Source organism: Aeromonas taiwanensis (assembly GCF_000820165.1).
In the GTDB taxonomy this organism is placed as follows: domain Bacteria; phylum Pseudomonadota; class Gammaproteobacteria; order Enterobacterales; family Aeromonadaceae; genus Aeromonas; species Aeromonas taiwanensis.
The window spans coordinates 22,177-35,599 of record NZ_CDDD01000054.1 but is presented as its reverse complement, the minus strand read 5'-3'; the positions used below and the strand labels follow the sequence as shown (position 1 = coordinate 35,599).

Below are 13,423 nucleotides of genomic sequence, written 5' to 3'. Positions count from 1 at the left end.
CCACCCCAATGGGCAAGCGCTCAAACTGTCACCAATCAATCAGGCGCGACAAAAATGCGAGTCATCACTCACCCGCACAAGCCGACAAACTCTACGAAACAAGGAGATAAGACGCAGGTGTACACCAATGCGTCTCTCTCATCGCCGCGGCACGGGTGTCAGGGCATCACTTCCCGGCGATAAATAATTCTGTCATTACCCCGATCCCGGCCAAAGATGGCCTCCCCCAGCAGGTGATCCGCCGTGGCCGGGTCCGCCAGCCAGAGGGGTGCCATGGGTTGCAATGGGAGCTTATCCAGCTGGATCTGGTAGGGGATGCGCACGCTCTGGTTCGGCGCGGCGAAGTGGAACCGGGTCTCCCCGCCCTCGACGCGCACCTCGCTGCCGCCGGGGGCAACCTGCCCCAGGCCGAGGCGGATCCGGGTGCCATCCTGGAGGCCCAGCTCCCCGGTCGCGGCGTCGTAATGTTGCTCGCCATCAGTAAAGCGAATGCCTTCGTTCGCGAGGGATATCCGGGTACAGAGATCGTCCTGATTCACCCGCCACAGGCCCGCCTCGAAATATTGCACCTGCAGCGGCAGTGCCAGGGGGGCACTGGCGGCCCCCTGACGGGTGCTGGCCAGCAGGCGGCCGTAGTAGGCGATCATGGTGTTGTCCGTCCCCTGCGGGACATCGAGCCGCTTCGCGGTGCAATTCACCCCGCTCTGGCAGGTGCCGGTCACGGCGGGATTCATGTCCCGGTCGGCGAAGAAGCTGGTCTCGGGCGTCTCGCCATCCGCGACCCGAAGGCCGAACTGCAGCCGCCGCAACGGCTCTTCCGGCGCACTCAGGCTCGGGGTCAGCTCGCGCAACCGCATAAAGCGGCTCTGGCCGGTGAAGTCCGCCACGCCGGCGGACCAGCTGGTCACCAGGGGATCCAGCCGGTTGGATCTGTCCACCCCGTCCTGGTTGTTGGCGGCCACCAGAGTGAGTGCCCCTTTAGCAAAGGCATCACGGTAGTTCTTCGTGACGCTCCCTTCCTTGTTGCGCGCCTGCACCATTGTCTGCACGTCAAATGGCTGGCCCATATAGCTGAAGTCGCCGCAGGCCGGAGTGACGGTGCCGCTCACCAGATTGAAGTCCCAGGGCACGAAGCGCCCCACCGGCACGCTGCTGGCTGGGGGGATGGTGTAGCCGAAGTAACCCGAGGCCGGCGGGGTCGCCGTCATCCTGAACACACCGACCTCATTGACCGTCTGGGTGAGGGGGTTGAGGTTGCTGCTGCCCTGCTGGTTGGAGTGGTCATAGCTGACGGTGCCGACCACTGCCTCCACACCGGGTGAAGGAGCCACCAGCTGGCTGCCAAGGGCGATATTGGCCAGCGTAAAGTTGGGAGTGGGCAGGTTGCCGCTACAGAAGTCGGTATCAATGTCGGCCTGCCAGGCCATGGCAGCAACGGTCAGCGGGAATGCCTCTCCCGTTCGCTTGAACAGCGGGCAGCTACTGTTGCCTGCCGCGCAGGCTCCCTGGGTTGGCGTGATGCAGAGCCCCACCGGACGGCTGATGAAGGTGTCCGACCCCGTCATCACCAGCCCCGCCGTATCTCCGCTGCCATCGTGGCGGGCATTGAGCCGCATCTGGCCCGCGTCTGGATAGCGAACATTCTTCAGGGTCGCCTTGCCCTGGTTATCGAAGTTCACGTTGATGACAGTGCCGGCCGGCGACGCCACATTGGCCGCATACGTCGAGACAGGATTGCCATCTATCGCGACCTTGCTGCCAAATAGATTGGTATCGGGAGTGATATAAGCACCCCAGAAGCTGACCGGCTTGCTCACGCCGGCGAAGCCGGGAACGCACTGCTTGGTCGCATCGTCTTTCTTGACGGCGCTGATCACCACATCCTGCGGCCTGTTGGCATAGGTATCCAGCACATCGAACACGAAGCCGCTGTCGGCAAAGTTGAGGGTACAGGCAGCGGCACTCGGCCCCCCGCTCCCCGCCCGGCACAGGGTCTGATAAAGGAACGCTGGCGTCGAACCCGAGACACCCATGGTCACGGCACCCGCCGTGTTGTTGCGCAGCTGGGCCGTGGTAGAGCCTCCGCTGAAGGTCAGCTGGTTGCCTCCCACCCAGCCATTGCTGGCGGTGCCGGGAGAGAGGCTCAGGGCCGCGCTGACCTGCTCGGTGACGAGGCGGGAACAGCTCGTATCGGCACAGGCCTTGATGACCACAGTCTCTGGGTTGCAGGTGAGCCCCTGACCGGAGTGGCTGAGCTCGAAGTGATCGATCTGGGTACCGCCCGAGCCGCCACCACAGGTGTTGCTACCGAGATCCACCTTGTCCACGGCATCCTGATCGAAGTAGTAGTCGCCATTCCCGCTGATATCGAGGGTGCCCCCTGTCGCCAGCGCCCCTTCGAGTGAGGCATTACCGGCCATGCGCACATTGCCCGCCACATAGACGACGGCATTTATCTGGTTCTGGCCGGCGATGGAGAGATTCCCCTTCACATAGATGAAGAGGTTTTCGGCTGGATTGTGGAGGTTGAGTATGGCGTTGTTCAGATCGAGGTTGTTGAAATAGAGTCTCGCCGTCACGCCGGTGGCGATGATCTCGGCCTTGTTGCTGATGCTGCCGTTGTCGAAATCGTAGTCGCCGGGCCCGAAGCTGTTGCCGCTGTGGCCGGTACAGCTGGTGCCGGTACCCTGCTTGTTGCACACCAGATCCCCGAGGGGGGGCACCAGCACGCCAGGGGGAGGCGTCAATGTGGTCCCCTCCGTCGGAGGATCGGTAAAGATATCCTTGCAAGTGGAGAAGGGGCATATACCGGGCCAATCTCCAGCGAAGGGCTCATGGATGATCTTGCTGTTGCCCGCCATGGTGACATTGACCGCCGATACGGTGCCGGTCAGCAGGGTATCATCGCCCATGACCAGATCCCCTGCTTTCACATAGAGAATGGCGTTGAGTTTGGCATTGGCACTCATGGTGACCTTGCCGAAGTGGTAGATCATCAGGCTGTTGGCCTTGCCGGTGGCATTGACTTCCATCTGATCGCTCAGGGTGAGATCGCTCCTGAGGTAGAGTTGGGTGGCACTGCCACTGTCGAAGAACAACTTGTCGTTTTGTCCAAGCTCCATCTTGTCTATCCAGTGGTTGCCACCACGGAAATAGAAATTGATGTTGGAGGAGCTCTGGTGCCTGAACGTTTTGACGTAACGGGCCTGCAGATAGCCGCCGATAGCCGCATTGCTGCTCATTTCCAGCGTCTGATGAAGCTGGACGGTCAGATCGTTGCGACTGCCCGCAACACTAATACGGCCCTGATCCGCCATCTTGAGTCCGTAGACGTCGAGGGTGCTCTGGCCCTGAAAGGCCAGGGCACTGTTGTTTTTCATCTCCAGATTCCGGATGAGCCAGTTCCCTGCAGCCATGAGCACGCTCTGGCCCCCCGCCGACACATCCATGGTGACGTTATCGATATAGCGCGGCTGGAAGATGGCCGTCCCGGTATTGCCATTGCCAGAGATCTCCAGACTGCTGTAAACGGTGACCCTGGCGCCGGACAGCTTGCCGTCGCCCGTGACGATCATCTCGTTCGTGTGGAGGCTTCCCGACCCAGATATGCCGCTGTTGTAGTCATTCCTGATCGTCAGCTTCCTGACATAGAGGGTCGCGCCATTGAGGTTGAGCATGGCTCCCTCAGCAAGCGAGAGGGTGTCGAAGCGATAGGTTTGCCCCGATTTCAGCGTCGCCACGCAGCTGTTTCCGCCCCATGAGGCATTTCTGTAGTCACCGGCTGCGGGGGAGATGGCCCCATCACAGGCCAGGTCGTGTTGACCCGTGTAGGTGGGAAAACCACCCGGGTTGGCGGGAAAAACATTGGGATCAGTGATGAAGGCGACATCTTGCAGGGGGCTCGCCAGAGCGCCAGTGACATTGCAGGTGGAGACCCAGACCCCGTTAACCCAGACACCGCCGCTGTTGCAGTTGGCGTTTGGCTGTATGTTCTTGCTGAGGAAAGGATACTTGGTTCCCGCAGTCGAACTGACGATCTTGCTCTCGTTGTTCATGCTCAGCACACCGGGCGCGGCGTGGCTCTGCACCGGCAAGAGCAAGGCAGCGGTGCACTGATCGGCCGCCAGCACCGGGAGCGGGCTCGACAGCATGGTAAACAAGATAGAAACCCAGAGAGACGGGCTGAACTTCATGGGTATTGGCTCCTTGCAAAGCGTCTCACGGGATGGCGCCATCAAAGGCTTCCGCCTCCAGAGTGCGGCTGACGGCAAAGTCCGGGTTGGGGCCACTGTTCACACCCGGATCGCCGCAGCGCCCCTCACTGCGAAATTTGTATCCGGTCTGGGTCCCGCCGGCCGCGCTCACGGTGATCTGCTGACAGCTCACCTCGGCTTCGCAGTCCGCCAGGCCGGGCAGCGCAAAGGCGGTCGTGGTCGATGCATCGCACTGCTGGGCGGTCCACTCGTCGTTGGGATAGAGTCGGTAGAGGGCGATCTCCAGCCCGCTCTGGGCCGCCATCAGGGCCCGCACTCCGCGCACCTCCACCGTATTCTTCTCGCCGCTGTCCACCAGGAAGCGGCCCATGGCGGCCGCCAGCAGCGCCATGATCACGATGACGAAGAGGGCGATCATGATGGCGCTGCCCCGCTGGGTGCACCGCATGCGAGGGGGCCTAGGGGACATTGAGCGTCTCCAGCTTGTGGTTGAAGAGGACGCGCTCGCCGCGCTGCTCGAGCTCAAGCCGCAGCCCCACCTCGCTCGAGCTAAAGGCAGCGGGATCCCGATAGAAATAGGAGCCCGTATCTATATGCTCGGCCATCAGGGCCGGCGTGATCCCGCTAAAATCCAGGCCGATGGCGGCGCTGGCCCGGGTCAGGGTGGTGCCCGTCACGCAGTAGCGCACCTGCTGGCTGGCAAAGTAGATCCGTTGTCCCGGCGACTCCCTGGCAAAGCCGCTGTCAAGGGTTAGCGCCAGTGCCCCCGAGGCCGGACTGCCCACGGTATCGACCCGGGCCACGCAGGTGCCATGGAGGCAGCCCTGATCCAGGGTCAGCACGGGGTCGGTAAGGGGGTAGACGATGGCACTCTCCCCGTCCCGGGGTAGCGGATCCGGCTCGACTATGGTGAGCCCGTTGCCGAGGGCAGAGCCCAGGTAACGGCTGGCGGTGACGATGGGCCAGAGACGCAGGCAGGCCCCTTGCTCCAGGGCGTTGCCCCCCTCGTCCTCGATGCGCACCGAGCCCGGCACCGCGTCCCGCACCTCGCGATTGAGCCGCTCCAGGGCGAAGCGGGCATCGCTCATCAGCTGCTCGCGGCGGCTGGCGTCCCCGTAGATCTGGGTGCCGATGCCGATGAACTGGCTGGAGAAGGTGGCCAAGACCCCGAGCAGCAGGATCACCATCACCAACTCCACCAGGGTGAACCCTCTCGATGACGCGCGCATCAGTAGTTCCCCCGATAGAGGGCAAAGGCCAGCTCGCTCTTGTCCGGCAGACGCACCCACAGCTCGATACGCTTGCCGATGGACTCGGCACCATGGCCCTGGCTGCCGAACAGGGTGTCGGGGGTAACGGCAATCTTCACCTGGTAGCCGCGATACTCCTCGTCGCGGATGCCGGCGGCAGTCTGGGTAAAGCGGTTGGCCTCCACCCAGCTCCCCTCGGTATCGAAGTCGTCCACGTCGTTGAACTGATAAGGGCGGCTCTCGCCGCCGTCCGGGCCGTAGTCGGCAGGGGCGGTACAGGGGGAATAGGTTACGGCAGGCTCATCCGCCGTCTCGCCACAACGAAAACGCCCGCCGTTGTGATCCGAATGCTCGTCGAAGGACTTCTGCAGCACCTCGTTCAGGATGCGCTGGGCCAGCTGGGCCGCCCGCACCTGCTGCACCGGATCCACCGCCTGGGGCGCCTGGTTGATGAGGAGCCCCAGGATGCCGGTCAACGCGATGGCCAGCAGCACGATGCCGACCACGAACTCGACCAGGGTGAAGCCGCGGCGAGCCTTAGGGGATCGCATGGACATAGCCTTCCGGCTCGATGCGCAGCCGGGCGCTTTCCCTGCCGTCGCTCACCACCAGGTTGCAACCACCGGTGCAGGTTGACGGAGAGAGGGGGCGACCGCTGCGCTTGTCGAAAGAGAAGCTGCCTTGGGGGAGGGAGAGGCCACCGGAGGCCGTGACCAGCCGCCCCCGGGTCTGCTCATCCCCGCTCCAGCCAGCGATGGGGCCGGGCGTACAGCTCCCCGTCCGGGTCAGGTGGCCGAAGCGGTTGGCCTCCAGCACCAGCTGGGTACAACGCCCTTCCCCTTCATGCATGTTTATGGTCTGCACCAGCCGCAGCCGGGCCACCAGCTCGTCGCGCAGGGTATGGGTTTCAAAGCCGCCTTTGCCCAGCCATTTGGGCACGGCAAAGGCGGCCAGAATCCCGAGCAACAGGATCACGATGACCAGTTCAATCAGGGTAAAGCCCTTGGTTGCAGCCATGGGTCTTCTCATCAGGTAAAAGAGAAAGCGAGGCCGAAGCCTCGCCTTGTCACATCACTGTGCCGCAGCACATTGGCTGCTGGCATTGATTTTACCAAGTGCCGATGTCGCCGGAGCATTGGAAGCCGCTTGTGTATAGAGCACGCAGTCAGCCTTCTCCTTGGCATCGGCTGGCGCAAAGCTGAAAGTATTGGCTGCACTGGAGACAGCTTTCCAGGAGCTGTCGATGGTCACTGCTTTGGCAATGCCATCGTCAGAGGCTTTGGGATAGCCATAGACCACGGCGATCGCGGTACCATCAGCGCTGGACACGGAGCCAGTGGCAGCAGCCTCAATGCCTTCCAGAGCGGATTTGCTGTATACCAGTTGGGAAGAGCTCTGCACGGCAGCCAGTACGCCACTGGCTGCGGCCGTTTTGGCATCATCCTGCAGATTCAGGAACTTGGGTGCGGCGGTGACCGCCAGAATGCCCAGAATGATGATCACGATGACCAGTTCGATCAGGGTGAAACCCGATTGCTTCTTCATTACGTCTTTCCTCGGTTTATCAATTGATATGGGTGGTCACCTGGCCGGAGGCCGGGCGGTAACTGAAACTCATGTAGGCGTCCGTGCTCCCTTGCGGGTCCTGATAGCGCCCATCGCTGCCCTTGCTCAGACTGTTGACCAGATAGTAACGACAGACTGAATCGAGTCCATTACTGGACACGGTAGCATAAAACTTGAGGTCATTGCCGCTGCCGCGTACCTCGTCAAAGCTGGCGGTCGCCTTGGGCGGATTCTGCAACAGTCCCTCCCAGATATTGAGGCAGCGGGCCGCCGTCAGGCTGGCCGGGTCCACATCGGCGCTGCCACTCGCCGCCGTGTCCATAGGATACCCCGGGGAGAGTTCGCCGTTATTGACCTGAGTGTCGGTTGGCGTCGTCAGGTAAAAACGCGAGCCGTCATAGAGCACGGTGTTGAGTCCATCCTGTTTGGCGCGCCCTTCCGCCTCCCACTGTGCCCGCACCAGGGAGACGCCGGTAGCGAACCCGCCGGAGACCCCCTCCACGCTCGCCTTCTTCGCCTCGTCGGTCACGTCGAGAAAGCGGGGCAAGGCGGTGACGGCCAGGATCCCCAGGATGACGATGACGATCACCAGCTCGATCAGGGAGAAGCCCCCCATCCTGCCGGGGCCCCGACAGGGACTCACTCTCTTTGCTGTCATGCTGCCTCCGTAATGTTGTGCATTATTTCATGCAGATAGAAAAAAATCATGTCGATGAAGCACTTGAGAGGGGGGGCTCAAGGCTTGACCACCCTGCCATCGTGAAAACGGTAGCTCAGCCAGTGCGCCTCCCGGCCGAATTCGCACCCGGATCCATCCCGGCTGGCGAGCCCCTGCCATGACGGCATCCCCTGTTCCTCCGGCCCTATCAGGGCCAGCCACAGCTGGCGGCAGTTCTCGGACGGTGAACCCAGCGGCAACACCCCCAGCGGCCAGCCCCGCTCGTCGAACTGCCAGGCCAGGCCCTCGGCGTGAAGCACGGCGGGGCGCCGCTCATCGAGCCAGCGCCCGTGCAGCCGCTGGACCCGCTCGGTAAACTGCTCCCCGAGCAGGCTCAGGCTGACCGCCAGCGCCTCTTCCCTGTGGCTGCGATAGCTCATGGCCAGGGTGGCGAGGATGATCAGCAGCAGGGCAAGGACGACCATCCGCCGATACCCTCCCAGCCAGCGCTCATCCTGTTCGGACTGTCTGCTCATCCCTTTACTGTCCTCGCACCGCCCTCATCATGTCCCACATGGGGGTAAAGATCCCCAGGGCCAGGACCAGGACCATGACGGCGACGATGCCGATCAGGATGGGTTCGATGCGGGCGGTGAGACTCTTGAGGTCATAGTCCACCTCCCGCTCGTAAAACTCGGCCGCCTCGTGCAGCAGCTCGTCCACCTGGCCCGTCTCCTCCCCCACGGCGATCATCTGCATCACCAGGGGGGTGAACAGGCCGCTGGCCCCGGCGGTGCGCAGCAGACTCTCCCCCCGTTCGATGCCGCCCCGCATGTCGCGGATCCGCCCCGCCATATACGCATTGTCCACCGCATCGGCCACCAGGGTGAGCGCCGTGTTCAGCGGCACCCCGGCCTTGAGCATCATGGAGAAGCTGCGGGCGAAGCGGGCCAGCAGGGAGCGCTCTATGATGGAGCCGACGATGGGCAACCGGAGCTGCCAGCGGTGCCAGGCCAGCTTGCCCCTGGGCGTGGCAATCCAGCGGCGCCAGCCGACGACCGCCCCCACCAGAATGGCCAGCAGCAGCCACCAGTAGTGGACGAAGAAGTGGGAGGTGGCGAGCAGGATCCGGGTTGCCAGCGGCAGCTCGACGCCAAACTTGGCGAACATGTTGGCAAAGACCGGGATCACCATGATGTTGAGGATCACCATGGCCACGCCGATGGCGATCATCACGAAGCTGGGGTAGCGCATGGCGGTCTTGATCCGCTTGCGGGTCTCCAGCTCCAGATCGAAATAGTTGGCGAGCTGCAGGAAGGCCTCCTCCAGCTGGCCCGTGTTCTCCCCCACGTGGATGATGGCCACGAAGAGGTTGCTGAACACCCTGGGGTGCGACTGCATCGCGCTCGACAGCGGCCGGCCGTTGCCGAGATCCTCCCCCAGAGCGTGGAGCGCCCGCTTGAGGGGCTTGCTGTGGGCGCTCTCCTCCAGCCCGGCGATGGCGCGCAGTATGGGGATGCCTGCCCGGGTCAGGGCATACATCTGGCGGCTGAACACCACCAGCTCCTCCAGCTTGACGCCCCCCTCCAGCAGCAGGGACCAGTCGATGGACGCCGCTTTCGCCTGGCTGGCCTTCAGCTCGGTGGGCATCACCCCCCGGCGCATCAGCTGCTCGGCGGCCGCCAGCTCGCTGGCCGCCTCCACCACGCCACTGACGGCCTGGCCCTGATTGTCGCGCCCCTTGTAGGCAAAGCGGCTCATGGGCGACCTCGATTGCCCGGGGGGCACTGTGATGCACTGCGATGGGTGTGAGTCATGACTTACCCCAGATCCTCCGCCAGCCTGAGCACCTCGTCCACCGAGGTGATCCCCTCCCGGGCATAGTCGAGCGCCGTGAGGGCCAGGGGCCTGTAATGAGCGTGCTCCCGCGCAGCCCGGGCGAAGCCTTCGGCATCGTTGCGGCGCAGGGCGTCCATCATGGGCTGATCCAGCTCCAGGAGTTCATACACCCCGATCCGGCCCGCATAGCCGGTGAAGTTGCAGCTCTGGCAGCCGCGCCCCTTGCGATAGACGTGCTGGCCCGGCACCTCGCCGCTGAGGGCGCCGAGCCAGGTGGCCTGCCCCTCGTCCGGCGCGCTCTCGCAGGCGCAGTGTTCACACACCCGCCGCACCAGGCGCTGGGCCACCACGGCCCGCAGCGCACTCGCCACCAGGTAGCCTGGAGCCCCCATGTCGATGAGGCGCAGGGCGCTGGTGACGGCGTCATTGGTGTGCAGGGTGGTCAGCACCAGGTGGCCCGTGATGGCGCCGCGCAGGCCGATCTCCACCGTCTCGTTGTCCCGCATCTCCCCCACCAGCAGGATGTCCGGATCCTGGCGCAGGGTGGAGCGCAGTACCTGGGAGAAGGTGAGCCCTATCTTGGGATTGACCTGTACCTGGTTGATCCGCGGCAGACGGTATTCCACCGGATCTTCCACCGTGATGATCTTGTGGCTCGCCTGGTTGAGCTCGGAGAGCGCACCATAGAGGGTGGTGGTCTTGCCGCTGCCGGTGGGACCCGTCACCAGGATCATGCCGTGGGGACGCTTGAGCTGGCGGCGGAAGCGCGCCAGCATGGCCGGCGGCATGCCGGTATCGACCAGGGAGAGGATGCCGGAAGACTGGTCCAGCAGGCGCATCACCACGGACTCGCCGTACTGTACCGGCATGGTGGACATCCGCACATCCACGTCGCGACCGCGCACCTTCATGTTGAAGCGGCCATCCTGGGGCAGTCGCTTCTCCGAGATGTCGAGCCCCGCCACCAGCTTGAGGCGCAGCACCAGCGCCTGGGCGATGCGCACCTCGCTCAGTATGTTCTCGTGCAACACGCCGTCTATCCGCTGGCGGATGCGCAGCACCTTCTCGTCCGGCTCGATGTGGATATCCGACGCCCCCACCTGCACCGCGTCCTCGAACAGGGAGCGCAGCAGCTTGGCCACCGTTGCCTCTCCCTCGTCGGCACCGGTATTCAGGCCGCTGTTGCCGAGCTCGAAGCCGGTCTCCTGGTGCTCCTCGTGCAGTTGCACCGCGAAGTTCTCTATCTCCCGGGTGCGGCGGTAGAGGCGGTCGAAATACTCCAGCAGCTGCCCTTCCCTGGCCACCGCCAGCACCAGCTCCCGCGGGTTCAGCAGCGCCGCGATGGCGTCGAGGGCGCTGAGATCCGCGGGATCCGACATCACCACCGTCACCTTGTCGTCGGTGAGGTTCACCGCCAGCGCCCGGTAGCGGCGCGCCTGCACCTCGGGCAGCAGGGTCACGGCCGAGGCGTCTATGGTGAGGTTGTTGAGATCGAAGAAGGGCACGTCCAGCTGGCGGGCGAGGAAGGTCAGCAGCTGCACCTCGCTGATGAAGCCGAGATCGATGAGGGTGGTGCCCAGCTTGCGGCCGGTGTGACGCTGCTGCTGCAGGGCGAGCTGCAGCTGATCATCCGAGATGATCTGCTCCTGAACCAGCAGGTCGCCGAGGCGCATCTTCAGTCTGGGTTGTGCCATTTACACTCCGAATCGGTTGCTTCACTCCCGCCCGTGGGCCGCCCGACCTGTGCCGGCCGCCCCCGGGTTACGGCGGGTTCTTAGGGGTTCAACTGGGCGATGCGCTGCTCCAGCCACTGGGTCGAGGCCTCGCCCAGCTCGCCGTGCAGCTGGGCGTTGCGATAGGCATCCAGCGCCCGCTGGCGGTGGCCCTGGCCGTCCTCGGCCACGCCGAGCCCCAGCCACCAGCGCCCCTGATCCGGCTGCTGGCGCAGCAGCCTGACGTACAGCTCGGACGCCTGGCCGGACTGGCCCAGCTCCTGGGCGAGCCCGGCCCAGGTGGCGTAGTAGTCGAGGTTGGTGGCCAGCTCGGGCCGATAGCCGGTGAGCCAGTCCAGCGCCTTCTGGCGCTCGCCACCGGCGATGGCCACCCGAGCCAGCAGCAGGCGCAGATCGGCCTGGGCCGGATCCAGGCTCAGCCCCTCCTCCAGTACCCGGGCAGCCTCCGCCAGCCGCCCCGCCCCGTAGAGCAGGCCCGCCAGCTGTTCGCGCGCGCCCTGATTGTGGGGGTCATGGGCCAGCACCTCGTAGTAGTTGTCCTGGGCCTCCTGCATCTGTCCCTTGGCCATGGCGGTGGTCGCCTTGCGCTCCGCCAGGGCGGCCAGCTCGGAGGGAGAGAGTTCCACCGTCTCGATCTTCAGGATCCCGGGTTTGCGCGGGGCCGGGACGGCCGGCGCCGCCTCCTGTGCCTCCTGCTCCGCGGCCAGCTCGGCATAGAGATCCGGTTGCAACTCCTCGTCGCTCGGGATCGCCTCGTCCACCGGCACCTCGTCTACCTGGTTCTCATCCGCCTGATCCTCATCGGCCTGATCCTCATCGGCCTGAGCCCCGGACGCCGGCTGGGCCTCATCGACAGGCGCCTGCATCTGGGCCGGGATCGACGCCCTCGCGGGGGACGCCGCCAGTACGCTCGTCCCACCCACCGAAGAGGCGCTGGGCACTGCCGTGCTCACCATCGCAGGGAGAGCGGACGAGACGATTGGAGCGACAACCGCAGACGACACCTGGGCCGGAGATGCGACGGCCCGGAGCTCGACCCGCGCCGTTGGCTGGGCGGCCCGCTGGCTCTGCTGCCAGTAGATCCAGGTTCGCCAGCCGAGGATCGCCAGGGCCAGGGTGCACAGCAGGGTCAGCACCAGCATCCACCAGCCCTGCTGGCGCACCGGCGCCACGTAGACGGCGCTCTCCTCGGCGCCCGGCTGGCGTCGCTCCAGATCCTTCAACATCTGATTGATCACGCTCATGACCAGACTCCATAGGCCAGGGCAGCCCCCAGCAACAGCAACAGGGGCCACCAGCGGGAGACGCTGCGCACACCGGCATCATCGGTATCGCGGATGGCGAGACGCACCAGGGCGCTGTCGACCCGGCGCACCCCGCGGCCGTAGGCCAGCATCAGGCACTTCTGGGCCAGCACGTTGATGAGCCGGGGGATGCCGCGGGAAGCCCGCCACAGCCGGCGCAGGGCCCGCCCCTCGAACAGCGCGGCCCCGCGATAGCCCGAGACCTGCAGCCGGTATTCCAGATAGGCCCGGGTCTCGTCGAGCCGCAGCGGCCGCAAACGGTAGGAGAAGCCGATGCGCTGGCGCAGCTGGCGCAGATGGGGTTTGCCGAGCCGCTTATCCAGCTCGGGCTGGCCGAACAGCACGATCTGCAGCAGCTTGCTGGATTCGGTCTCCAGGTTGCCAAACAGCCGGATCGCCTCCAGGGTCTCGTCCGGCAGGGCCTGCGCCTCGTCGATGAGCACCACCACCCGGCTTCCCTGCCTGTGCAGGGCGATGAGGTGGCGGTGGATGCGATCCGTGAGATCCAGCTCGCTCTCCCCCGCCAGCGGCAATCCCAGCTCCAGGGCCAGGGCAGTGCGCAGCTCCCCCGGGGTGAGGTGAGGGTTGGGCAGCCAGGCCAGGCGCACCGGGTTCGCCTCCGAGCCCAGCTCGCTCAGCAGCTTGCGACAGAGCAGCGTCTTGCCGGTACCCACCTCGCCGGTCACCTTGATGAAGCCCTCTCCCTGCCCCAGCGCCCAGTTGAGCACCTGCATCGCCTCCTCGTGAGGAGGCAGGCCGTAATAGAAGCCGGTGTTCGGGGTCAGGCCGAAGGGGGCCTCCCGCAGGCCGAAGTGGTTCAGATACATGTTCCCTCCCCGTTCCCGTCAGCCCCAAAATG

General features: G+C 64.7%; 12 protein-coding genes. All 12 read right to left on the bottom strand.

What is annotated here, in order from left to right:
- Positions 1-158: 158 nt before the first annotated feature.
- Entirely contained in the window at positions 159-4,193 is a 4,035-nt protein-coding gene (locus BN1136_RS20400) for a DUF6701 domain-containing protein (RefSeq protein WP_197068432.1), read from the bottom strand.
- Between the two features lie 25 nt (positions 4,194-4,218).
- Positions 4,219-4,662 (bottom strand): MSHA biogenesis protein MshP, encoded by a 444-nt coding sequence (locus tag BN1136_RS09135; protein WP_231557855.1) that lies wholly within the window; start codon positions 4,660-4,662, stop codon positions 4,219-4,221.
- 10 nt (positions 4,663-4,672) lie between these two features.
- Positions 4,673-5,443 carry a PilW family protein gene (locus BN1136_RS09130; protein ID WP_043756897.1) on the bottom strand — a complete coding sequence of 257 codons (771 nt, stop codon included), beginning with the start codon at positions 5,441-5,443 and terminating at the stop codon, positions 4,673-4,675.
- Positions 5,443-6,015: a type II secretion system protein gene (locus tag BN1136_RS09125; RefSeq protein ID WP_043756894.1), complete on the bottom strand. Its 573-nt coding sequence runs from the start codon at positions 6,013-6,015 to the stop codon at positions 5,443-5,445. Before BN1136_RS09125 ends, BN1136_RS09130 begins: the two co-directional genes overlap by 1 nt.
- Positions 6,002-6,481, bottom strand: coding sequence for a pilus assembly FimT family protein (locus BN1136_RS09120; protein WP_043756891.1), 480 nt, complete (start codon positions 6,479-6,481; stop codon positions 6,002-6,004). Before BN1136_RS09120 ends, BN1136_RS09125 begins: the two co-directional genes overlap by 14 nt.
- Before the next feature lie 54 nt (positions 6,482-6,535).
- On the bottom strand, positions 6,536-7,009 hold the full coding sequence (locus BN1136_RS20600) for a prepilin-type N-terminal cleavage/methylation domain-containing protein (RefSeq protein ID WP_043756888.1): 474 nt from the start codon (positions 7,007-7,009) through the stop codon (positions 6,536-6,538).
- A gap of 19 nt (positions 7,010-7,028) precedes the next feature.
- On the bottom strand, positions 7,029-7,688 hold the full coding sequence (locus BN1136_RS09110) for a prepilin-type N-terminal cleavage/methylation domain-containing protein (RefSeq protein WP_043756885.1): 660 nt from the start codon (positions 7,686-7,688) through the stop codon (positions 7,029-7,031).
- A 77-nt stretch (positions 7,689-7,765) separates the two neighbouring features.
- Complete coding sequence (locus BN1136_RS09105; protein WP_043756882.1) at positions 7,766-8,224, bottom strand: hypothetical protein; 459 nt, start codon at positions 8,222-8,224, stop codon at positions 7,766-7,768.
- A gap of 4 nt (positions 8,225-8,228) precedes the next feature.
- Positions 8,229-9,449: a type II secretion system F family protein gene (locus tag BN1136_RS09100; RefSeq protein WP_043756877.1), complete on the bottom strand. Its 1,221-nt coding sequence runs from the start codon at positions 9,447-9,449 to the stop codon at positions 8,229-8,231.
- Positions 9,450-9,508: 59 nt separating this feature from the next.
- Positions 9,509-11,221 (bottom strand): MSHA fimbrial ATPase MshE, encoded by a 1,713-nt coding sequence (mshE, locus tag BN1136_RS09095; protein WP_043756874.1) that lies wholly within the window; start codon positions 11,219-11,221, stop codon positions 9,509-9,511.
- Between the two features lie 80 nt (positions 11,222-11,301).
- Positions 11,302-12,504 carry a tetratricopeptide repeat protein gene (locus BN1136_RS09090; RefSeq protein WP_043756871.1) on the bottom strand — a complete coding sequence of 401 codons (1,203 nt, stop codon included), beginning with the start codon at positions 12,502-12,504 and terminating at the stop codon, positions 11,302-11,304.
- Complete coding sequence (locus BN1136_RS09085; protein ID WP_043756868.1) at positions 12,501-13,391, bottom strand: ExeA family protein; 891 nt, start codon at positions 13,389-13,391, stop codon at positions 12,501-12,503. Before BN1136_RS09085 ends, BN1136_RS09090 begins: the two co-directional genes overlap by 4 nt.
- Positions 13,392-13,423 lie beyond the last annotated feature (32 nt).